Annotated in this window: 17 protein-coding genes and 1 pseudogene; 13 read left to right on the plus strand and 5 right to left on the minus strand. The window is 72.1% G+C overall.

Going from position 1 to position 22308, the window contains the following annotated elements:
- Positions 1-27: 27 nt before the first annotated feature.
- A complete protein-coding gene (locus ACFYY2_RS18795; RefSeq protein WP_327114670.1) occupies positions 28-1254 on the minus strand; it encodes a cytochrome P450 in 1227 nt (408 codons plus the stop codon).
- A gap of 182 nt (positions 1255-1436) precedes the next feature.
- On the opposite strand from ACFYY2_RS18795, the gene ACFYY2_RS18800 reads away from it, so the two are divergent.
- The 11 genes and pseudogenes from ACFYY2_RS18800 to ACFYY2_RS18850 form a co-directional block, all read left to right on the plus strand.
- Positions 1437-2483, plus strand: a complete 1047-nt coding sequence (locus ACFYY2_RS18800; RefSeq protein WP_388743942.1) for a CaiB/BaiF CoA transferase family protein — start codon at positions 1437-1439, stop codon at positions 2481-2483.
- Between the two features lie 99 nt (positions 2484-2582).
- Complete coding sequence (locus ACFYY2_RS18805) at positions 2583-4352, plus strand: MFS transporter (RefSeq protein WP_388743944.1); 1770 nt, start codon at positions 2583-2585, stop codon at positions 4350-4352.
- A 185-nt stretch (positions 4353-4537) separates the two neighbouring features.
- Positions 4538-6160: a citramalate synthase gene (cimA, locus tag ACFYY2_RS18810; RefSeq protein ID WP_388743947.1), complete on the plus strand. Its 1623-nt coding sequence runs from the start codon at positions 4538-4540 to the stop codon at positions 6158-6160.
- A gap of 25 nt (positions 6161-6185) precedes the next feature.
- A complete protein-coding gene (locus ACFYY2_RS18815; RefSeq protein ID WP_388743950.1) occupies positions 6186-7217 on the plus strand; it encodes a ketoacyl-ACP synthase III family protein in 1032 nt (343 codons plus the stop codon).
- A gap of 91 nt (positions 7218-7308) precedes the next feature.
- Positions 7309-8295: an aromatase/cyclase gene (locus tag ACFYY2_RS18820; protein WP_388743953.1), complete on the plus strand. Its 987-nt coding sequence runs from the start codon at positions 7309-7311 to the stop codon at positions 8293-8295.
- The gene (locus tag ACFYY2_RS18825) at positions 8282-8911 is read left to right on the plus strand and encodes an antibiotic biosynthesis monooxygenase family protein (protein WP_388743956.1); all 630 of its coding nucleotides are present in this window, start codon (positions 8282-8284) and stop codon (positions 8909-8911) included. The genes ACFYY2_RS18820 and ACFYY2_RS18825 overlap by 14 nt, the downstream gene beginning before the upstream one ends.
- Positions 8912-9073: 162 nt before the next feature.
- Positions 9074-9265: an acyl-CoA carboxylase subunit epsilon gene (locus ACFYY2_RS18830; protein ID WP_388743959.1), complete on the plus strand. Its 192-nt coding sequence runs from the start codon at positions 9074-9076 to the stop codon at positions 9263-9265.
- A 124-nt stretch (positions 9266-9389) separates the two neighbouring features.
- On the plus strand, positions 9390-11135 hold the full coding sequence (locus ACFYY2_RS18835) for a fatty acyl-AMP ligase (protein WP_388743964.1): 1746 nt from the start codon (positions 9390-9392) through the stop codon (positions 11133-11135).
- Positions 11132-12859 (plus strand): acyl-CoA dehydrogenase, encoded by a 1728-nt coding sequence (locus ACFYY2_RS18840; protein WP_388743967.1) that lies wholly within the window; start codon positions 11132-11134, stop codon positions 12857-12859. Before ACFYY2_RS18835 ends, ACFYY2_RS18840 begins: the two co-directional genes overlap by 4 nt.
- 50 nt (positions 12860-12909) lie before the next feature.
- The gene (locus ACFYY2_RS18845; protein ID WP_388743970.1) at positions 12910-14160 is read left to right on the plus strand and encodes an acyltransferase domain-containing protein; all 1251 of its coding nucleotides are present in this window, start codon (positions 12910-12912) and stop codon (positions 14158-14160) included.
- A 370-nt stretch (positions 14161-14530) separates the two neighbouring features.
- A pseudogene (locus ACFYY2_RS18850) lies at positions 14531-14860 on the plus strand (4'-phosphopantetheinyl transferase family protein); the annotation flags it as partial.
- Positions 14861-14998: 138 nt separating this feature from the next.
- On the opposite strand, the gene ACFYY2_RS18855 reads toward ACFYY2_RS18850, so the two are convergent.
- The 4 genes from ACFYY2_RS18855 to ACFYY2_RS18870 all read right to left on the minus strand — a co-directional run bounded on the left by ACFYY2_RS18855 (position 14999) and on the right by ACFYY2_RS18870 (position 19545).
- Positions 14999-15613: a DNA-binding response regulator gene (locus ACFYY2_RS18855; protein WP_388744337.1), complete on the minus strand. Its 615-nt coding sequence runs from the start codon at positions 15611-15613 to the stop codon at positions 14999-15001.
- A gap of 25 nt (positions 15614-15638) precedes the next feature.
- A complete protein-coding gene (locus tag ACFYY2_RS18860) occupies positions 15639-16847 on the minus strand; it encodes a sensor histidine kinase (RefSeq protein ID WP_388743974.1) in 1209 nt (402 codons plus the stop codon).
- A gap of 89 nt (positions 16848-16936) precedes the next feature.
- Positions 16937-19210 carry a TOMM precursor leader peptide-binding protein gene (locus ACFYY2_RS18865; protein ID WP_388743978.1) on the minus strand — a complete coding sequence of 758 codons (2274 nt, stop codon included), beginning with the start codon at positions 19208-19210 and terminating at the stop codon, positions 16937-16939.
- Positions 19207-19545: a hypothetical protein gene (locus tag ACFYY2_RS18870; protein WP_388743982.1), complete on the minus strand. Its 339-nt coding sequence runs from the start codon at positions 19543-19545 to the stop codon at positions 19207-19209. The genes ACFYY2_RS18865 and ACFYY2_RS18870 overlap by 4 nt, the downstream gene beginning before the upstream one ends.
- A gap of 264 nt (positions 19546-19809) precedes the next feature.
- On the opposite strand from ACFYY2_RS18870, the gene ACFYY2_RS18875 reads away from it, so the two are divergent.
- Together ACFYY2_RS18875 and ACFYY2_RS18880 are read left to right on the plus strand one after the other, a co-directional pair.
- On the plus strand, positions 19810-20604 hold the full coding sequence (locus tag ACFYY2_RS18875) for a BTAD domain-containing putative transcriptional regulator (protein ID WP_388743985.1): 795 nt from the start codon (positions 19810-19812) through the stop codon (positions 20602-20604).
- A gap of 78 nt (positions 20605-20682) precedes the next feature.
- Positions 20683-22272 carry an acyl-CoA carboxylase subunit beta gene (locus ACFYY2_RS18880; RefSeq protein ID WP_388743988.1) on the plus strand — a complete coding sequence of 530 codons (1590 nt, stop codon included), beginning with the start codon at positions 20683-20685 and terminating at the stop codon, positions 22270-22272.
- Positions 22273-22308 lie beyond the last annotated feature (36 nt).

The raw sequence follows: 22308 nt of genomic DNA on the forward strand, positions 1-22308 counted from the left end.
GGATGGCTGCTCGAGCACGGGTCGACCTCACCACGTGACCGGCAGCTCCCACAGCCCGTAGATCACTGCGCCCTCCTTACGGGGTATCTCCAGGAAGGGCTTGGCGAGCTGCAGCGTCGGGATGCGCTGGAACAGCTTGCTCCACACGATCTCCAGCTCCAGACGGGCGAGGTCCGCGCCGATGCAGTGGTGCACGCCGTGCCCGAAGCCCAGGTGCTTGCGGCTGCCGCGCGTGATGTCGAGCTTCTCCGGCTCGGGGAACACCTCGGGGTCCCGGTTCGCGGCGAGACCGAGGCAGAGGATGCCGTCGCCCTTGCGGATGACCGAGCCGCCGATCTCGATGTCCTCCAGGGCGACCCGGGGCACCGCGGTGTCGCCGATGGTCGCGAACCGCACCAGCTCCTCGACGGCCGGCTTGACCAGCGAGGGGTCCTCCAGCAGGAGCTTCAGCTGGTCGGGGTTCTCCAGCAGGCAGGCGGTGCCGAGCGAGATCTGGCTGGCGGTGGTCTCGTGGCCGCCGTTCATCAGGAGCCGGACCATGTTGAACAGGTCGCGGTCGGTGTACTCCTCGCCGGACGCCTCGTAGTCGGCCATCGCACGACTGAGCAGGTCCTCGCCCGGCTCCCGCTTCTTCAGCTGGATGAGGTCGCTGACGTACGCGTTCACCTCGACGATCGCGGCCTGGCGCTCCTCGGTGGAGCTGTGCCCGCCGAGCAGTGCCGTGCCGTGCTTGATGAAGAACTCGTGCCGGTCCTGCGGAATGCCCAGCAGCTCGCAGATGACGGTCATCGGCACCGGCAGCGAGAACGCGTGGTGGAAGTCCACCCCGGGCTCCATGGCCAGCAGCTTGTCGAGGTGGTCGTCGACGATCTCCTCGATCCGGGGCCGCAGCCGTCGCACCTGGCGGCTGGTGAACGTCAGGGCGGCCTTGCGGCGGGTGTCGCTGTGCGCCTTGCCGTCGTAGCCGATGAAGGACGTCTCGGTGCGGTACTCCGGCGGGGCGATGAAGTAGAAGGGGAAGTTGTCGTGCCGGCGCGAGGCGCTGACCCGGGGGTCCGTCAGCAGCTGCCGGATCGTCTCGTAGCCCGCGACCGTCCAGATGCGGAGGCCGGATCCGGACAGCGTGACCTGGGAGACGTCCTTCTCGACGATCTCCGCGTACTCCTTCGGAGGAGTGAAGGGGCACTGCCGTTTGTAGGGGAAGGTGCTGGTCTCCGCCTCGGCGGTGCCCGGCTCCGTAGCACTGGTTGTCACAGTGGATCCTTCCTCGTGGGGAATCGTTCCTCGTGAAGGACGTCGGGTTTCCGACGGCACAGAGTTCCCGGTGCACGGTGCCAGCGCCGGCTCGGGCACAGCTGGAGTCCGTGCGCCGCGGTGCGAGCCCGGCGCGAGCGCGGCCCGAGCCGGTTTCCGGACAGGCTTCCTAGCCTCCCGGGATGGGCATTGCAGCGAGTGAGGGCCGGTCCGTCGCGACCGGGCCCCTGAGCGGGCTGAGAGTGGTCGAGCTGGCGGCGATCGGGCCGGCGCCTTTCGCCTGCATGGTGCTGGCCGACCTCGGCGCCGAAGTGATCCGGATCGACCGGGCCGACGGCCGCCGCTCCTTCGAACAGTGGCACCAGGTCCTGGACCGCGGACGCCACCGCATCGCACTGGACCTGAAGAGCCCCGACGACGTCGCGGAGCTCCTGAGCCTCCTCGAGAGCTCCGACATCCTGGTCGAGGGCTTCAGACCGGGGGTGGCCGAACGGCTCGGTATCGGACCCGAGGTGTGCCTGGACCGCAATCCCGCCCTCGTCTACGCCCGGATGACGGGCTGGGGGCAGGAGGGACCGCTCGCCGGGACCCCCGGACACGACATCAACTACCTGGCGATCAGTGGCGCGTTGCACGCGATCGGCGAAGCCGGCGGGCCGCCCGTCGTCCCGGTGAACTTCCTGGGGGACTTCGCGGGCGGCTCGATGTTCCTGGTCGCCGGGGTCCTCGCGGCCGTGTACGAGCGGCAGCGGACCGGCCGGGGGCAGGTCGTCGACGCCGCGATCGTGGACGGTGCCGGGGCGATGCTCGGCATGCTGGTCGGCATGGAGGCGGCCGGCCAGTGGCGGCACGAGCGCGGCGTGAACCTGCTGGACGGCGGAGCGCCGTTCTACACCACCTACGCGTGCGCCGACGGCGGCTACGTGGCCGTCGGCGCCCTGGAGGAACGCTTCTACGCCGCGCTGCTGCACGGCATCGGACTGGCGGGCGCGGCCCTGCCCGACCGGGACGAACCGCACAACTGGCCGGCGCTTCACCGGGAGTTCGCGAGTCGCTTCATCACCGGGGACCGGGATCACTGGGCGCAGCTGTTCGAAGGCACCGAGGCCTGTGTCACGCCGGTGCTGAGTGCCGCGGAGGCGGCATCTCACCCGCACCACCTGGCACGCGGAAGCGGTCCTGCCGCAGTGGCCCCGCGGTTCAGCCGCACTCCAGTGGAATTCCACTGACATCGGGCATCCTGCCGTCCGATGGTCCAAGGCTGTCCAGCCACCTGCGGAACCCCCCAAGGGCTATCCCGGTCCCCCCAAGATCTGAGAGGTACAACCATGGCTATTTCCTCCGAGCAGGCTCCGTCCACGGAGACGGAGGTGGCAGGGGACGAGACGGCCGCGGACAAGCGAACCGGTGCGGCGCCGCCCGACCCGAAGCGCTGGATGGCCCTGCTGGTGCTGCTCGTCGCCGCCTTCATGGACATGCTGGACGGCACCATCGCGAACGTGGCGGCCCCGGCCATCCAGCAAGGCATCGGCGGCGGCTACTCCATCATCCAGTGGGTGCTGGTGGGCTATCAGCTCAGCTTCGCGCTGTTGCTGATCCTCGGCGGCAGGCTGGGCGACATCTACGGCCGCAAGCGGATGTTCCTCCTCGGCGTGGCCGGCTTCACGCTGGCATCGCTGGGAGCCGGAATCGCCCAGGAGCCGTGGCAGCTGGTCGCGTCCCGCATGATCCAGGGCGCCTTCGCCGGAGTCATGGTTCCGCAGATCCTCGCCATCATCCACGTCACCTTCTCCGCCAAGGAGCGGGCCGGCGCCTTCGCCATGTACGGCGGTGTGGCCGGTGTGGCCGCCGCGGTCGGCATGGGCGCGGGCGGACCGCTGGCCGAGTGGGACCTCTTCGGCCTCGGCTGGCGTCTGATCTTCCTCATCAACATCCCGGTCGGCATCCTCGGGCTGATCTACGCCCCGCGCGTGCTCCGTGAGTCCAAGGCACCGCACGCCCTGAAGCTCGACGTCAGGGGCGTCGTCCTCGCCACCGCCGGTCTGCTCCTGCTGATCTTCCCGCTGCTCCAGGGCCGCGAACTGGGCTGGCCGCTGTGGGGCTTCGTGTCGATGGCCGCGTCGGTGCCGGTGCTCGCCGCCTTCATCCTGTGGCAGAAGAAGAAGACCCTCCTGGACGGCTCACCGCTCGTGGAGCTGGCGCTGTTCCGTATCCGCAGCTTCTCCTCCGGGCTCGGCGTGAACCTCGCCTTCTACATCGGCATCGGCATGTTCAACATCGGCTGGACCGTCTACATGCAGGTCGGCCTCGGCTGGTCGCCGATGCGCTCGGGGCTCACGAGCCTCCCGTTCTGCATCGGCGCCTTCCTCACCTCCTCGGCGGCCATGGTCGTCCTGGTGCCCAAGTTCGGTCGCAAGGTGCTGCAGTCCGGTGCGGTCGTCACCGTGGTCGGCGCACTGGCCTTCCTGTGGGCGGCAGGCGAGTACGGCAGCGGCATCAGCTCCTGGCAGCTCGTGGTGCCGATGCTGCTGATCGGTCTCGGCTTCGGTCTCATCGCGGCCCCGCTGCCGCAGATCGTGATCTCCGAGGTGCCGCAGAAGGACGCGGGCTCCGCCTCCGGCATCGTCCACACCAACGCCCAGCTCGGCTTCGCCGTCGGCGGCGCCCTGGTCAGCGTCGTCTTCTTCGCCGGACTGGTGGGCAACACCGGAACGGCGATCGACGACCAGTCCGCTGAACTGCGCAGGGAACTCGTCGCCACCGCCGGGCTCACCCCGGGGGATGCGGACACCACCGTCGCGGCCTACCGGACATGCGCGGTCGACCGGGTCGAGGAGAAGGACCCGGCTGTCCTCCCGGAGAGCTGCGCCGTCCCCGCGCTCCAGAACCAGCAGGCGGCCCCGGTCCTGGCCGGCTACGCCAAGGACGCCACCGGAACCTCCTTCGCCGGCAGCCTGCAGACCACCCTGTGGGTCTTCGGCGGTGTCGTCGTCCTCGCCTTCCTCCTGATGCTCGCGATTCCGCGGCAGATGAGGCTGGAAGCACCCGAGGACGAGGAGGAGGCCGGCAAGGCCCCCGAGGCCGCCCCGGCTTCCTGACCCCGTAACACCCCCGCTCACGGTGCGGCGGGAGCGGCCGGCCTCTGCCGTCCGCTCCCGCCGCGCCGTCGTGTGCGCACGGTCCATCACCGCTCCAGCCTTTCTCCGGCCCGCCGCCGGACCGTGGGGGAAGTATCCGGACAGCGGCCGGCCATCGCCGGCGCACACAGGACAAGGGAGGGGCGATGGCCGAGCAGAGCTTCCAGCTCTACGACACGACCCTGCGCGACGGCACCCAGCAGGAGGGCATGGTGCTGACGGTCGAGGACAAGCTCGCCGTCGCACGCCGGCTCGACGGCCTCGGGGTCGGATTCATCGAGGGCGGCTGGCCGGGCGCCGTGCCCAAGGACACCGAGTTCTTCCGCCGCGCCCGGACCGAGCTCGGCCTGAAGCACGCCGAGCTCGCCGCCTTCGGCGCCACCCGGCGGCCCGGGGTGCCCGCCTCCCTCGACCCGCAGGTCCGTGCCCTGCTGGAGGCCGAGACCCCGGTGGTGACCCTCGTGGCCAAGAGCCACACCGGTCATGTGCGCAACGCCCTGCGCACCACCCTCGCCGAGAACCTGGCCATGATCAGCGGCACCGTACGCCACCTGGTGCACGCGGGCCGGCGGGTGTTCGTCGACGCCGAGCACTACTTCGACGGCTACCTGCTCAACCGCGAGTACGCCCTCGCGGTCGTGCGGGCGGCGGCCGAGGCCGGCGCCGAGACCGTCGTCCTGTGCGACACCAACGGGGGCTCGCTGCCCGACGAGGTGGGCGCCGTCGTCGGCGAGACCCTCGCGCTCACGGGCGTGCCGCTCGGTATCCACTGCCACGACGACACGGGCTGCGCCGTCGCCAACACCATGGCGGCGATCGACGCGGGGGCCGTGCACGCGCAGGGCACCGCACACGGCTACGGCGAACGCTGCGGCAACGCCGACCTGTTCACCGTGATCGCCAACCTGGTCCTCAAGCGCGGCCGGGAGGTCGTCCCGCTGGAGAAGCTGCGCGAGCTGGCGGCGACCGGGCGGGCCGTCGCCGAACTGACCCAGGTTCCGGGCAGAGCGGCAGCGCCCTACATCGGCGGTTCGGCCTTCACCCACAAGGCAGGCCTGCACGCGTCCGCGCTGCGCGTCGACCCCGACCTCTACCAGCACACCACGCCGGAGTTCGTCGGCAACACGATGCGCACCCTCGTCTCAGACATGGGCGGCCGCTCGTCGGTCGAACTGAAGGCACGGGAGCTCGGTTACGACCTCGAAGCGGGCTCCGACGAGGTGGCCCGCGCCGCCGCGCGGGTGAAGGAACTGGAGAACGGCGGCTACAGCTTCGAGTCCGCCGACGCGTCCTTCGCCCTCCTGCTGCGCGAGGAACTGGCCGGCGGCCGGGGCCCCGTGCCCTTCGAGGTCGAGTCGTGGTCCGTCGGCGTCTCCGGCACCAGCGGCGGGGAGGTCAGCACCGAGGCCACCGTACGACTCGTGGTGCAGGGCCGTGCCGTCACCGCCACCGGCCGTGGCAACGGCCCCGTCAACGCCCTGGACACCGCGCTGCACACCGCCCTCGACCCGTGCTTCCCCGCTCTCGCCCGGCTCGAACTCGTCGACTACCGAGTGCGGGTGCTGAGCGGGGAGACCGGGAGCGGCGCCGCGGCCCGGGTGCTCATCTCCTACCGGGACGGGGAGCATCACTGGGGCACCGTCGGCGTGGACGGGAACACCACGGCGGCCAGCTGGCAGGCGCTCCTCGACGCCGTCCACTACGTCCTGCTCGACGGGCCGCCCGGGCGGGTCGACGACGCCCCGCCCCTGGCCGCCGCCACGGGCTGAGCCCGCGACCTCATCTGGAGTGACAGTGCGCCTGGAAGACGTCTACATACGGGGGACCTCCACCCGGCTCCCCTCCCGCATCCCGGTCGCCGACGCGGTCGCCACCGGGGCCTGCCCGCCCCGGGTGGCCGCGGCGACCGGCATGGAGTCGGTGGCGTACTCGCCGGACGAATCCGCCGCGGAGATGGCCGTGGCCGCCGCCAGGACCGCGCTGGAGCGGTCCGGCAGCCGCGGCGGGGACGTCGGCCTGCTGCTGCACGCGGACACCTACCACCAGGGCCAGGACCTGTGGCCCGTCGCCTCCTACATCCAGCGTGAGGCGCTCGGCAACACCTGCCAGGCCGTCGAGATCCGGCAGATGTCCAACGGCGGGCTCGCCGCCCTGGACCTGGCCACCGCCTATCTCACGGCGGGCCACGGTCACGGCGACGCCCTCCTCACCACCGCCGACCGGTTCTGCGCCCCCGGCATCGACCGCTGGAACACCGACCCGGGCACGCCGTACGCGGACGGCGCCACCGCGCTCGTCCTCTCCCGGCGCGGCGGCTTCGCCCGGCTGGTCTCGCTCGCGCTGCACGCGGATCCCGAGCTGGAGCCGCTGCACCGGGGCGACGACCCGTTCACCACGGCCCCGTTCGGCCACCGGATGCCCGTCGACTTCGAGGCCGCCAAACGCGCCTTCGTCGGCCGGGCCGGGATCTCGTACGCCATCTCCCGCGCCCACAGCGGCCAGCAGACCGTCATCAAGCAGGCCCTGGCCGACGCCGGGTCCGAACTCGCCGACGCCGACTGGGTGGTGCTACCGCACTTCGGCCGCCGCCGGCTCGACTCGATCTACCACAAACCGTTCGGCATCGACCCGGACCGCACCACCTGGGAATGGAACCGGACCGTCGGACACCTCGGCGCCGGCGACCAGTTCGCGGGCCTGGACCACCTCACGGCCACCGGCCGGGCACGGCCCGGCGACCGGATCGTCCTGGTCAGCGTCGGCGCCGGCTACAGCTGGGGCTGCGCCGTCGTCGACGTGCTCGAACGCCCCGGCTGGGCCGCCTAGGACGGTCCACCGTTTCTCCAGTTCCGCTTGAGCCATTCATGTCAGCCTTGTGATCCGCCCTGCTGCGGACTGTCCGAAGGGAAGGTTTGCCGTGGCGCCGACCGCTACGTCCGAGACCGAAGCACTCCATGTCACGGAGCACTCCATCACCGTGGCGGCGCCCGCCGCCGCCGTCTACGCGCTCGTGGCCGACGTCACCGAGTGGCCCCAGGTGTTCGGGCCCACCGTGCACGTCGAGGTGCTGGAGGAGGCCCCCGCCGAAGGCGGCGACCAGCTCCTGCGCATCTGGGCCGTCGCCGGCGACAAGGTCCGCACCTGGACGTCCCGCCGTCTTCTGGACCCCGTTGCCCGCACCATCACCTTCCGGCAGGTCGTCACCGCCGCGCCCGTCGCCTCCATGGGCGGCGAATGGCGCGTCCAGGAGCTGGAGGACGGCACCACGCGCGTCACGCTCCTGCACGACTACCGTGCCGTGGACGGCGACCCGGCCGCCGAGGAACTGATCGAGGCCGCGGTCGACGGGAACAGCCGCGCCGAACTCCTCGCACTGAAGAACACCGCCGAACTCGGCGAGGCCCGCGAGGAACTCCACTTCACCTTCAGCGACTCCGCGACCGTCTTCGGCGCCGCCGGTGACGTCTACGCCTTCCTGGACCGTGCCGACCTCTGGCCCGAGCGCCTGCCGCACGTGGCCAGGCTCGACCTCACCGAGGACGAACCGGGCATCCAGCACATGGACATGGACACCCGCAGCCCGGACGGCTCCACCCACAACACCACCTCGGTCCGGGTCTGCTTCGAGGACCGCGACGTCATCGTCTACAAGCAGATGCGCGTCCCGGTCGCCATGGCCGGCCACACCGGCCGCTGGGTGATCGAGTCGCTGGGGGACGGCACGGTCAGGGCCACCTCCTGGCACACCGTGACCCTGGACCCCGAGGGCGTGCGGACCGCGCTCGGCCCCGAGGCCACCCTCGCCGAGGCGCGGGCGCTGGTGCGCAGGTCCCTCGGCACGAACAGTTCCACCACCTTGCAGCATGCCAAGCAGTTCGCGGAGGAAGCGCGTGCACAGTCGTAGTCAGGACACTCCTCTCACGGTGGTCAACCGGTTCGAGGTGAAGGGCGACACCGAACGGTTCGAGCGCGAGTTCAGGGACCATTCCCAGTACCTGCGCAGACGCGAGGACTTCGACTTCCTCGTCACCGTCCAGCTCGTCGAGCGCCCGGAGGTGTACGTGCACCTCGGCCACTGGCGGACCACGAGAGGCTTCCTGGACACCGTCCACGACGACACCTTCCAGGCCCACGTCAAACAGCTCGGCCCGCTGGTCGACACCGAGGTGGACCAGGCCGTCAGCGTGGCGCGGGTGCTCAGGGCGGACGCCGTGGTCGGGTCCGCGAACGTCCTGCTGACCCGGGCCAGGGTCTTCGGCGACCGTGCGGTCTTCGAGCGGTACTTCGCCGAGTCGGGCGAGCACTTCGCCCGGCTCGGCGGCTACGGCGGGAGCGACCTGCTGCGCTCCACACTCCGCCCCGACGTGTACACCGGGCTGCAGTGGTGGCAGGACTCCGAGGACTGCGAACGCGCCCTGGCCGACGACGGCCGCCGCGCGCTCGCCGAGCAGGTGCGGCGGACGGCGGACGTCGTCGAGGAGCGGACCCGGCACGTGGCCTACGAGCGCGTCCTGATCTGACGTCCCCGTCCAGCACCACCGGCACCACCGGCACCACCGGCACCACCGGAGCCGAGGGCCGCGGGCCCCGCCCGGCCCACCGGGCCGTGCGGGACCCGGCCCTCGGCTCCGGCGCGTCCCGGACGCGAGCCCGCTTCGAGCGGACGCGCGCACTCTGTCGGCATGGCGAATCCGATGCGTATCACCGTGGTCCGCGGCCGGCCCGACGAGGCGGAGCTGGCGGCCGTCACGGCCGTGCTCCTCGCACTGGCCCGGCGCTCCGGGGAACCGGACGAGGAGACCAGGGCGGCCTACGCGGGATGGACCGTCAAGCGCGGCGGCCACCGGCCCGCGGTCACCTGGACCGCGCCGTGAAGGGCGGTTCGCCGCACATCCGGGGGCGAGGCCGGGGAATCCTCAGGGGCACACCCCCGCCTTGCCGACAGCAGAGCCCGTCGCGGCCCGTTCTTGACGGAGCCACGACATGGGAGGGGGAGGCGTGAACGGTCACCAGACTTTTACGGAACACATCCAGGCCCAGGCCGCCGGCACGCCGGACCGGGAGGCGCTCATCCTCCTCACCGACCGGGAGGGCGGTCTGCGGCCCCGGAGCGTCACGTACGGCGAACTCGACCGCGCCGCCCGCACGCTGGCCGCCACGCTGCGCGGACACGTCCAGCCGGGGGAGCGGGTGCTGATCGCGCACCGCTCCCGCGAACTGTTCACCACCGGTTTCCTGGCCTGCCTGTACGCCGGGGCGATCGCCGTCCCCGTCGCCCCGCCCGGCGGCCGGGGCCACCACGACGACCGGATCGCGGGCATCGTCAAGGACTGCGCGGCGGCATGCGTCCTCACCTCCGCCGAGGAGGCGGCCGAGGTCTCCCAGCTGCTCGCGCGCACCGGCCACGGCCACGTCGTCTGCCTGCCCGCCGACGGTCCCGCCGCGACCGCCCCCGGCACCCCGGGCGAGCCCTTCGCGGCCACCCCGGACACCGTGGCGTACCTGCAGTACACCTCCGGCTCCACCCGTGATCCGCGCGGAGTCGTCGTCACCCACCGGAGTCTGCTCGCCAACCAGCGGGCCATCGCCGACGCGCTCGGCACCCGGCCCGGTGTCCGGATGGGCGGCTGGCTCCCCCTCCACCACGACATGGGCCTGGTCGGCCAGCTGCTGCACGCCCTCTGGCTCGGCGGCACCTCCGTGCTCATGACCCCGGGCTCCTTCGTCAAGCGGCCCGCGAACTGGCTGGAGACCGTCTCCCGCTACGGGCTGACCGTCAGCGGGGCACCCGACTTCGCGTACGAACTCTGCGTGCGCCGGATCAACGACTCCCAGCTCGCGGGCCTGGACCTGTCCCACTGGGAGGTCGCCGTCGACGGAGGGGAACCCGTCACCCCCCACGTCCTCTCGGAGTTCGCCGAGCGCTTCGCCCCCGCGGGACTCCGCCCCGGCGCGCTCACGCCCTGCTACGGGCTGGCCGAGGCGACCCTCCTCGTCTCCGGCACCCCCACCGCCCCGGGCGCGGCCACCCGCACCGTCGACGCCGCCGCGCTGGAGACCGGTGTGCTCACCGCGCCCGCGGGACGGTCCCGGACGCTCGCGCACTGCGGGCCCGCGGCCTCGGCGGAGCTGCGCATCGTCGACCCGGAGACCTGCCGGGCCCTGCCCGACGGCCGGATCGGCGAGATCTGGGTCCGCGGCGAGAGCGTCGGACCCGGCTACTGGGCCCGCCCCGCGGAGACCGCGGAGACCTTCGACCGCCGTATCGAGGGCGGCGGCGGCGGGTACCTGCGCACCGGTGACCTCGGGACGCTGAGCGAGGGCCTGCTCCATGTCACCGGACGGCTCAAGGACATGATCGTCGTCGCCGGACGCAACCTCTACCCACAAGACCTCGAACGCACCGTCCAGCAGGTCAGCGGCCTCTTCGGCGCGGCCACCGCCTTCGCGGTGGCCGGCGAGCGCGAACGCGTGGTCATCGTCCAGGAACTCCGCGCCCGCAGCCGCTACGACGTCGACCTGGCGGCCCTCGCGACCGCGGTCCAGCGACGGCTGGGCGAGGAGTACGAGATCCGGACCTCCGCCGTCCTGCTCGTCCGCCCCGGCACGGTGCGCCGCACGACCAGCGGCAAGGTCGAACGGGCCGCCATGCGGCGGCTGTTCCTGCGGGGGGAACTGACCCCGCTGCACCAGCGCATCGAGCCCGAGATCGAGGAACTGCTCGCGTCGGGGAGGCAGCGATGACCACATCGGAGGAGCGGATCGACGCCCTGGAGCAGGCGTTCGGCCCCCTCGACGACACCGCCAACCCGCTCGGCACGGCCGGGCTGCTCGCCGCCGACGCGGCGGGAGAGGTACTGCCCGAGGCCGAACGGGTGCTGGACGACTTCGACCTCAACGCCGAATTCGTCCCCGCGGACCTCGGTGGCCGGCTGGAGCGCATGGACGTGCTCGGCCGGCTCCTGCGTCCCGTCTTCCGGCGGGACGCCTCCCTCGGCTTCGGCTACGGACTCAACTGCTTCTTCGCCACGGCCCCCGTGTGGACCGCGGGCGACCCGGACCAGCGCGGGCACGCCGCCCGGCTGCTCCTGGACGGCCGCCGCGTCGCCGTCGCCCGGCACGAGGTCGCGCACGGAAACGACTTCGTGCGCGACGAGTTCACCGCGCGCCCGGTCCCCGGCGGGATGGTCCTCGACGGCAGCAAGTCCGCCATCGCCAACGCGTCCCGCGCCACCGGCCTGGTCATCTTCGCCCGCACCGAGGGCGCGGAGCGCGGCCGCAGCCACACGGTCCTGCTGCTCGACCGGGACGAGCTGCCCGCCGAGCGGGTCGAGGACCTGGCACGGCGCACCACCACCGGAATGCGCAGCGCCGAGTTCGGCGGTCTGCGGATCAGCGAGTGCCCGGTGCCGGCCACGGCGGTGCTGGGCGCCGTCGGCGACGGCTACGAGCTGTCCCTGCGCTCCTCCCTCCTCATCCGCGGGCTGATCCCGTCCATCGTGCTCGCCGGAGCGGACACCGCGCTGCGCACCGTCGCACGCTTCGCGAACCGCGTCCGCGCCGACGGCCGCTCCTCGCTGGACGTGCAGCACGTGCGCGACGTGATCACCGGCGGCTTCCTGGACCTGCTGGTCATCGACTGCAGCGCCCTGGTGGCCACCAGGGCGCTGCACCTGCTGCCCCGCCAGATGAGCGCCTACGCGGCGGCCGCCGCCTACCTGGCGCCCAAACTCGTGGCCGAGAGCATGGACGAGATGTCCTCGGTCCTGGGCGAGGAGACGTTCGCCCAGGACGGGGCGTACGGCATGTTCCAGAAGCAGCGGCGGGACCTGCCGGTGACCTCGCTGGGGCACGCGGGCAGCGCCGGCCGGCAGGTCAGCATCCTGCCCCAGCTGCCCTACTTCGCCCGGCACGCCTGGTTCGCCGACCCCGAACCGCCCCCCTCGCTGTTCCGCCCGCACGAGCCGCTGCCGCCGCTGGACCTGTCCCAGCCGGCCCTGCTCGGCGACGGCGACCCGCTCGCCGCGACCCTGGTCGCCTGCACCGACCTCCTCGAATCCGCAGGCGGGCAGGGCGGGGAGGGGGACGGCGGCCCGGCGCTGCGCTTCCTGGCCAGGGCGCTCACCGGAGAACTCGTCGAGCTGAAGAAGGCCTTCGAGAAGGTGCCCGAGGGCGACCGGGAAGCGCTGTCGAGTCCGTACAGCTTCGGCCTCGCCGACCGCTACACCCTCGTGCTCGCGGGGGCGGCCGCGCTCGGGGTGTGGCGCGAGCAGCGGCACGCCGGGCGCGCCGACTCCTTCCTGGCGTCCCCCGCCTGGGCGACCGCGGTGCTGTACCGGCTCGTCAGACGGCTCGGGCTCCCCCTGCCCGACCGTCCGGAGGACTGCGAGCGGCTGGTGCTGGACGAGGCCATGGCCCGGCTGCACAACCGCCGCAGTTACGACCTCTACAGCTCGCCGCTCGCCTGACCACCACCCCGGGCGGCCCCCCGCCCCAGAGCCAGACAGGGAGCACTCCCATGCAGGACCAACCCCCGCGTGCACAGGACGACTTCGCGGTGGCCCACCGCGAATGGCTCACCGAGCGGGTCGCCCATTACCTCGGCCGGCCGGTGGACGACACCGTGTCGCTCGCCCAGGAGGGCCTCGACTCGGTGGCGGGCCTCAGCCTCTACGGCGACATCGAGGAGGAGTTCGGCTCCCTGATCGAGCCCGAGGACATCTGGGCCTACCCGACGCTCCGGCAGCTCGCGGACTTCCTGGCCATGCGGGACGTGAACCGGGGCGGCAGCAAGGTCCGCGCCGCGTTCGTCTTCACCGGCCAGGGCTCCCAGCACCCGGGCATGACCTCCGGGCTCTACCTGAACTCGACCGGCTACCGCGCCTTCCTGGACGAGGCGGACGCGGCGATCACCCCGTGGACCAAGCAGTCGGTCGTGAAGACGATCCTCGCCGACGACCCGGGCATCCACCGCACCGCGATGACCCAGCCCGCCCTGTTCGCCGTCGAGTACGCCCTCGCCCGGACCCTGGAGGAGGCCGGCGTGCACCCGGTGGCCGTCCTCGGCCACGGCATCGGCGAGTTCGCGGCGGCGACGGTCGCCGGTGCGCTCACCCTGGCCGACGCGGCGAAACTGGTGTCCATGCGGGGCGCCTTCATGCAGTACCTGCCGCCCGGCGGCGGCATGATGGCCACCTGCGTGACCCCCTACGAGGCCGCCGAACTGGTCGCGGCCGAACCGGAGGTGGGCATCAGCGCCATCAACGCGGCGAAAGCCGTCGTGCTCTCGGGCGACAAGGCGGCGCTGGAGCGCATCGAGGCCCGGCTGGAGGAGCGCGGCGTGCCCTGCCGGCACCTCGCCGTGTCGCACGCCTTCCACTCGCCGCTGATGGCCCCGGTCGTCGCCAAGTTCGAGGCGATCGTCCGGCGGATGCCCGGGGGAGCCGCCCGGGTGCCGTTCTACTCGACGGTCTACGGCCGGCTGGCCACCGAGCCGCTCCACGCCCCGTACTGGACCGAGCAGATCACCGCCCCCGTCCGGTTCGCCGACGCCGCGCGGAGCCTGCTCGCGCAGCAGACGCCCACGCACGTCGTCGAGATCGGACCGCAGGCCGTCCTCACGCCGTACTTGCGGCGGATGGGCGGCGGCCGTCGCGGTCCCGTGTGCCTGCCCGTGTGCCAGGGGCCGGCGAGCGACGCCGTGGACCTGGCAGGGGTGATCTCCGCCCTCGACGCAGGGCCGCTGGCCGCGGCCCTGTCCGGAGCCTGAGATGCGTGGGCGGGTGGGACGCCTGCTGTTCGCCGAGGGCCCGGACGGCCCCTGGGAGGGACTCCACGAGGAGCTGTCCCGCACCGGCAGCGTCGTGCTGTACGCGACGATGCCCGCCTGGCAGCCGCGCGGCGGCACCGAGTCGGACCTGCGCCGGCGGCTCGGCCGTGACTGGCGCCGCTACGAGACGATCACCCAGCCGCGCATCCGCGAGCGGTTCGTCGCCTCCCGGCTGTTCCTGCGGCAGACCGCGGCGGCCGCGCTGCGGACCGCCCCGGACCTGGTCGACCTGGCGTACCAGCCGGGCGGGCGGCCGTACGTGCGCGGCTGCGACCAGATCGATGTCAGCCTCAGCCACACCGAGGAGATGATGGTCGTCGGCCTCACCCGCAGGGGCCGCATCGGTGTGGACGTGGAGCGGGCGGACCGGCGGCTCGCCCACACCGGCTCCGAACGCCAGGCGTGCACCCCGTACGAGAAGGAGCGGCTGGACGCCGGCGGTGAAGAGGCCCGCAACGACACGATGGTGCGGCTCTGGACCCTCAAGGAGGCGTACAGCAAGGCCCTCGGTCAGGGGCTGCGCTTCCGGTTCACCGAGTTCGGCTTCGCCCTGGACGGAGAGTCCAGCCGGCTGGTGCGCCCGGACGGGTCGCCCGTGCCCGGAGGGGAGTGGCAGTTCGTCACCCGTCCGGCGGGGGAGGGCTACGTCGTCAGCGCGGCGGTGTGCGACACCGGCTTCGGCGAACTGTCGGACCTGTCGGTCGGCACCACCCTGGACGCCGGCATGCTCGACGCCCTGATGGGCGCACCCGGCGCCGGACGCCCGGCCCCGCCGGCCTCACGGCAGCCAGCCGGCGTCCTCCGCGATGCGTATCGCGTCGATGCGGTTGCGGGCTCCGAGCTTGCCGACGATCGCCGTCAGATAGTTGCGGACCGTGCCCTTGGACAGGTAGAGACAGCCGGCGATCTCGGCGGCGTCGGCGCCGCGGGCGGCGAGCCGTAGCACCTCCAGCTCGCGGGGTGACAGCGGGTTCTCCGGTGAGTCCCAGGCAGTCAGGGCGAGTTGTGGATCCACGACCCGGCGGCCGGTCGCCACCGACCGCACGGCCAGCGCGAGCTGGTCCGGTGGTGAGTCCTTGAGCAGGAAGCCCGAGACGTGGGCCGACAGGGCGCGGCGCAGTGTTCCGGGCCGTCCGAGGCTCGTGAGGATCAGCGTGCGGCAGCTGGGCAGTTGTTCATGGAGCTCGGCTGCCGCCGTGAGCCCGTCGATGCCGGGGAGATCGACGTCGATCACGGCCACGTCCGGTTTGGACACGAGCGCCGTCGGCACGATCGTGTCGCCGCGGTCCACGGCCGCGACGACGTGCAGATCCGGCTCCAGCTGGAGCAGCGCCACGAGCGCGCCACGGATCATGTGGACATCCTCGGCTAGGAGGATTCTCACATCCAGCATCATTACCCCCGGTCAGATGGTGTGGTCAGGCCACGGCGGTTCTCTCTGCGGCCGCCGGCGCGAGGATCAGCGGCTCGTCCTCCTGGTTGCGCGGCTGCAACGGCGCCCAGACCTCCAGATGGAACCGTCCGTCCCCCCGCAGCCCCGCGTCGAGGCCGCCGCCTATGGCGTCGAACCGGCAGCGCAGGTTGTCCAGTCCGCTTCCGCCGGACCGTGCGGAGAAAGCGTCGGCCGCTGCGTTCGGATGGTCGTTCGTCAGTCCGAGACGGACCGTTTCTTCCTCCACGGACGCCGTGATCGTGCAGACGCGGACCCCGCTGTGCCGCAGGATGTTGGTCACCCCCTCACGCAGCGCCGTGGCGAGCACGGTGTCGACGACCGGATGGAGCCGCCCGCACTCGACCCGGACATCGGCGCGGATGTCGGCGGCCGAGAGCACCGCCCCCGCGGACTCCGCCTCCTCGGCCAGTGACATGTCCCGGTAGCCGCTGGACACCAGCCGTACGTCGGCCAGCGCCTGGCGTGCCACCCGCAGCACCGAGAGCGTCTCCTCGCGCGCCTTGTCGGGACGGCTGACGATGAGCCGCTGGATCAGCTCCCCCTTGAGCGTGATCGCGGAAAGGCTGTAACCGAGCAGGTCGTGCAGGTCCCGGGCGAACCTCAGCCGCTCCTGCGTCACCGCCATCCGGGCGAGTTCCTCCCGGGTGGCGTGCACCTCGTGCACGAGGTCCGTCAGGCGGGTCAGGCCGTAGATGACGAGACCGGTGAGGATGCCGGCGATCGTGAAGTACAGGACCAGGTCGACGGTCGCCCCGGCCAGCACGTTGTAGACCGGGATGAAGGCGATCAGCAGTCCGTAGCTCGGCCAGGCGTAGCGGGCGGGGAGGGTCAGCAGCAGCGACGCCGCGAGCGGACCCTCCATGCTTCCCCAGTTGGTGCCGAACCAGACGAGCGGCGCGAAGGTGAGGACCACTTGTACAGAAAGGACAAGCGCTTTCCGGCCGGTCGGCCACCGGCGGGCTTGCGGCGACGAGACCGCGAACTGCACGCCGAACACGGCCAGGACCAGCCCGACGCAGACGACCAGCTGCCCGGTGGGCGGGCGCGTCCGGACGACATTGAGCACGGTCATCGCGCTGTAACAGAGCAGGGCGACGACGATGACCGCGCGGGCCAGCCTGGGCGCGGGCGCCTGTGACCGGGGTGAGAACGGAGCGATGTTCCTCGTCGGCATGGCCGCCTCCTCGCCAAGGACCAACAGTGGCGGACGCATGCTATGTCTTCGCTTGTCCGTGAGCCAGCGGACGCAGGCAGTAGCCGGATTCAGACGAACAGCGGTACGGGGTTCAATTCTTCGTACCGGACGGCCCTTTCGAGGCGTCCGAGTTTCACCGGGATGTCGAACAAGCGGCCCGGGGCGAATCGGGCCCAGAAGTGCCGCATCCCCGGAATGATCACCTTCGCTACGGGAAGTCCCACGTCGGGGCGGGTTTGATCCAGAATCAGCATCTCCATCCCCTGGTTCCGCACGAGGATTTCGGCCCACTCCACGTCCTCCCGCAGATCCGGTCTCGCGACATACGGCCAGGAAGCGGGAGTACGCGCGGTTTCGGCTGGATCCGCGCAGAGGTATGGCTGATTATTCACGGTGGCTTCACGCCACCATGCGGACAGATGACGGTCCATGGAACGCGCCTGAAGGGATTCCCCTCCGGGCGGCAGCAGTTGGGCCATCTCCGTCACCGCGCGGCGCAATGCGAGCCGGGGATCGAAATGGGCCCCGAATCCGAAGGAGATGCCCTGGGCCGGTCCCCGGGTGCACCGCGAGAGCGCCACCATGACCGGAATTCCGAGGTCCGCGGTGAGGTCGAGCACCCACAGGTCACGGCCGAGCCGCGCGTACGCCTGCCGGGTCCGGGCCAGCCACGGTTCGTCGAACGCGTCGAGGTCCACGGCCGGCTGCCGGGTCCGGTTGTACCACCACAGGGCCACCGCGTCCCGTTCCACCAGTTCCAGGAAGCCCTGCACGACGGCGTCCTCGGGGCTGCTGCCCGCCGCGTTCCCGTTGGAGTCGGCCCACGGGGCGGCCGGCACGCCGCCCGGCCCCGCGCCGAAGTAGAGCATCGAGGTGGGCAGCAGCCTCCGGGTCCCGGAGGTGAGCGACCACACCGGGGTCCAGTCGCACGGGGCCTGGGGGTCGAAGGGCGGCGGTACCTGCTGGAAGCGGGACTGCCCGGCGTTCCAGCTCGCGCGGTCCCGGAACTGCCGGTCCGCGAACAGCTGGCAGAGGTTGGGGTGGATCGCCGCGTCACCGAGCTCCGCGAGCGTGCCGCGCACGGTGGGCTCGTCGCCCTGGCGCGTGCCGCAGTAACGTTCCAGCGCCTCGCACAGCGCGCCCACCTCGGCCTCCTGCGGAGTCGTCCCCTTGCCCCCGCTCTGCCCCCGCAGCCCACCGCGCAGCCCCGCGAGCGAACGGCTGTCGCCCAGGGCCATGTTGCGCCCGGCGACGTACCGGTTCAGGCCGTCCGGGGAGTCGGGCGCCGGGCGCAGCCCGGACACGATCCCGGTGACCGGATCCGCCAGGTGGCGGTAGCGGGCGAGGACCGTCTCCGCGCTCTGCGCACGGTGGTTGCCCCCCACGGTGTGCGTCTTCGGACTGGACCCGAGGCGGAAGGGTCTTCGTACACGGTCCGCGACGAGCCCCGGGTCCCCGCACACCCCGCACTGCGGGCGGCGGTCCACCCGGTGGCGCTCGATGTGCAGGGTGCGGGTGTCGAGCCGGCAGAGGGCCCGCTGGCCTTCGTAGCGCATGCCGGCCACCCACTTCGCGGCCTCCAGCACGGCGGTGTGCAGCCCCAGCGCCCGCACCGGGGCGAAGGAGACCTCCGGGACCTGGACGGTCCCGGCGAGGCCGAGGGCGTGGAGCACCGGCGCCCGCGAGGTGCGGTGGCCGCGCAGGCGGTGGGCCAGACACTCCCAGCACGCGGTGTCAGGGGTGCCGAACACCGGCCCCACCCAGGTCTCCGCACCGCTCGGCTTGGCCGGCAGCCAGGTCCGGCCGGCGGCCCGGTGCGCCGCGTCGACCTCGGCCAGCCGCGGGTCCAGGTAGTCGTCGACGAGGACGAGCGACAGCGCGGCCGTCTCCCCCCGGCCCGGCTCCGTCACCCGGAGCCCCGCCGCCACGCACTCGGCCCGCGCGGCGGCGGGATCCGCGCGGCCGAGGATGACGAGCTCCACCGGCGTCGTGCGGAACGACGCGGAGGCGCTCGCACCGTCGATGCCGGCGAACTCCCAGTACGCCTCGGTCGAGACGTCCGCGGCCGGGTCGTGGTAGCCGATGAGATCGGCACGGGCCAGTTCCGCGATCATGCCGGCCGCGGTCGCCGGCGGCAGTGTCGCCGCCGCGTCCCGCAGCACGTCGGACAGGGTCCTGGTGCCGTCCAGCAGGGCCGCGAGCTCCTGAACCTCACGGCCCTGCAGGGCGGTCGTGCCCTGCTCCGACAGCAGGTAGACGGCGTCCCCCTCGATCGCCTCCACCCGCAGGTGCCTCTTGAACCCCACGGGCAGCTCGCTGCCCGTCCCCCCGGTTCCGGTCATGCAAGGGCCGTCCCGGCCTCTTCCCCGGGAAGCGGCGCCATGCCGCTGTAGCACCCGTAGAGCGTGGCGTTCCCCGGCCGGTCCAGGTGGTCGATCACCAGGCCGCGGCCCTGGCCGGGTGTGCCGAGCTTGTACGCGTCGTGTCCCGACACGTCCCCGTACACCGGCTCCGTCGCCGTGAGGCCGAACTCGGCCAGCACGGACACCGGGTCGCTCGTGTAGCGCTGGGCGAGCTCGGGCTCCAGGCCCGCACGGGCCGTCAGCAGGGCGAGGCGGTGGTCGGACGACGGCTGGACCATCACGTGGGCCGGTGCGTCGTGCAGGGTGGTGCTCATGGAGTTCCCCCTCCGGTGTCCGTGTCACGGACGTGTGTTCCGGCGTTCCCCCGGCGGTTTGCCGAGTGCCAGGATTCTGCGTCCCACCGAGTCGCACGGCACAGTGCCGGTGTCACCACCGGGGCATGACATTTTCATGTGCGCCCACGTGACCACCTCACTGGGACTCCATCGCCGCAGGTGCCAGGCTCGCTCCAGACTCCGCTGCCCGTGCCGGCCCGCCGTCGGGCCGGCCGCCGAGCGCACGAAAGGGAGGGCGCCATCATGGAGATCAAAGTCCTGGGACCGCTGACAGCCCGTGAGAACGGTGTGTCCGTCGTGCCCACCGCGGCCAAGCCCCGCCAGATCCTGTCCCTGCTCGCCCTGCAGTCCGACCGCGTCGTCACCGTCGCGACGCTCATGGAGGAGATCTGGGGCGAGGACATCCCGCGCAGCGCGGCCACCACGCTGCAGACCTACATCCTCCAGCTCCGCCGCAAGATCGCGGCCGCGCTCGACGGGGACCCGGCGCGCCAGGCCAAGGACGTCCTGGTCACCCAGCACGGCGGCTACCTGCTCCAGGTGCAGCCCGGCCAGGTCGACTCCCACGAGTTCGGCCGGCTCGCCGCCTCCGGCCGGGCCGCGCACGAGGCCGGCGACCATCACGCGGCCTCCGGACTCCTCGGACGGGCCCTGGCGATGTGGAAGGGTTCCGCCCTCGTCGACGTACGCATCGGGACCGTGCTGGAGCTGGAGGTCCTCCGCATGGAGGAGGACCGGATGGCGGCTCTGGAGCGCCGCATCGACGCCGACCTCATACTCGGCCGGCACACGGAGATCGTGCCCGAACTGCGGGTGCTGGTCGCCAGGCACCCCATGCACGAGAACTTCTGTGCCCAGCTGATGACCGCGCTCCACCGCTCGGGCGGCGCCTGGCGTGCCCTCGAGGCCTACCAGAGGCTGCGCGTGACCCTGGTCGACGAGCTCGGCCTGGAGCCCTCGGCCCGTCTCCAGCGCCTCCACCAGGCCGTTCTCTCCGCCGACCCGGCTCTCGACCTCCCGGTCCCGGCCTCCGGCTGAGCCTGTGGGGCCGCGGTGCACCCCGCCCTCCCACAGGCTCTCCAGTACTTCTCCAGGCAGCGTTCCTACGTTCGGCCAATGACGATCCTCGACGACCTGACGGTCGCTCCGGCCGCCCCCGACCTGCGACGAGCCGCCGCCGAACTGCGCCGGCTGAAGGAGGAGGTGAGCCGCGGACCCGATCCGGCGGCCACCCGGCGACAGCACGAGAAGAACAAGCTCACCGCCCACGAGCGGCTCGGACTCCTCTTCGACGAGGACACGTTCACCGAGATCGAGCCGCTGCGCAGGCACCGGGCCTCCGGCTTCGGCCTGGAGGCGCGCAAACCGCACGGCGACGGTGTCGTGATCGGCTGGGGCCTCGTCCACGGCCGCACGGTCTTCGCCTACGCACACGACTTCCGGGTCTTCGCGGGCGCGCTCGGGGAGGCGCACGCCGCGAAGGTGCACAAGGTCATGGACCTCGCCGAAGCCGCCGGCGCCCCGCTGGTCAGCCTCAACGACGGGGCGGGCGCGCGGATCCAGGAGGGCGTCACCGCCCTCGCGGGCTACGGCGGCATCTTCCGCCGCAACGTCGCCGCCTCCGGCGTCATCCCCCAGATCAGCGTGATGCTCGGCCCGTGCGCGGGCGGCGCGGCGTACTCACCGGCGCTCACCGACTACGTCTTCATGGTCCGCGAGTCGGCCCAGATGTTCATCACCGGCCCCGACGTCGTGCAGGCGGTCACCGGCGAGCGGATCACCCACAACGGCCTCGGCGGTGCCGACGTGCACGCGAGCGTCTCCGGCGTCAGCCACTTCGCGTACGACGACGAGGAGACCTGCCTGGAGGACGTGCGCTACCTCATCGCGCTCCTGCCGTCGAACAACCGCGAAATGCCCCCGGCCGTCCCGTCGGACGACCCCGCCGACCGCCGCACCGACGCCCTCGCCGACCTGGTGCCGGCCGACCCCGGGCGCAGTTACGACGTCCGTGCGGTGATCCGGGAGATCGTCGACGACGGCGAGACCTTCGAGGTCCACGAGGCGTGGGCCCCCAACATCGTGTGCGCGCTGGCCCGCCTCGACGGCCACCCGGTCGGCATCGTCGCCAACCAGCCCGCGGCCCTCGCCGGGGTCCTGGACATCCACGCCAGCGAGAAGGCCGCCCGCTTCGTCTCGACGTGCGACTCGTTCAACATCCCGCTGGTCACCCTCGTCGACGTACCCGGCTTCCTGCCCGGCGTCGACCAGGAGCACAACGGCATCATCCGGCACGGGGCCAAGCTCCTGTACGCCTACTGCAACGCGACCGTCCCGCGGATCTCCCTCGTCCTGCGCAAGGCCTACGGCGGCGCGTACATCGTCATGGACTCCCGCTCCATCGGCGCCGACCTGGCCTTCGCCTGGCCCACCAACGAGATCGCCGTGATGGGCGCGGAGGGCGCCGCCAACGTCATCTTCCGCCGCGAGATCGCCGCCTCGGCCGATCCTGAGGCGGTGCGGGCGCAGCGCATCGACGAGTACAGGACGGAGCTCATGCACCCGTACTACGCGGCCGAGCGGGGCCTCGTGGACGACGTCATCGACCCCGGTGACACCCGGCGGACCCTGATCCGCTCCCTGGCCATGCTGCGGGCGAAGCACGCCGAGATCCCGTCCCGTAAGCACGGGAATATCCCCACATAGCGGTGCGATACGGCAGGTCCACGAGCACGCGAGTCC

The organism is Streptomyces sp. NPDC001822, from assembly GCF_042892135.1.
Classification (GTDB): domain Bacteria; phylum Actinomycetota; class Actinomycetes; order Streptomycetales; family Streptomycetaceae; genus Streptomyces.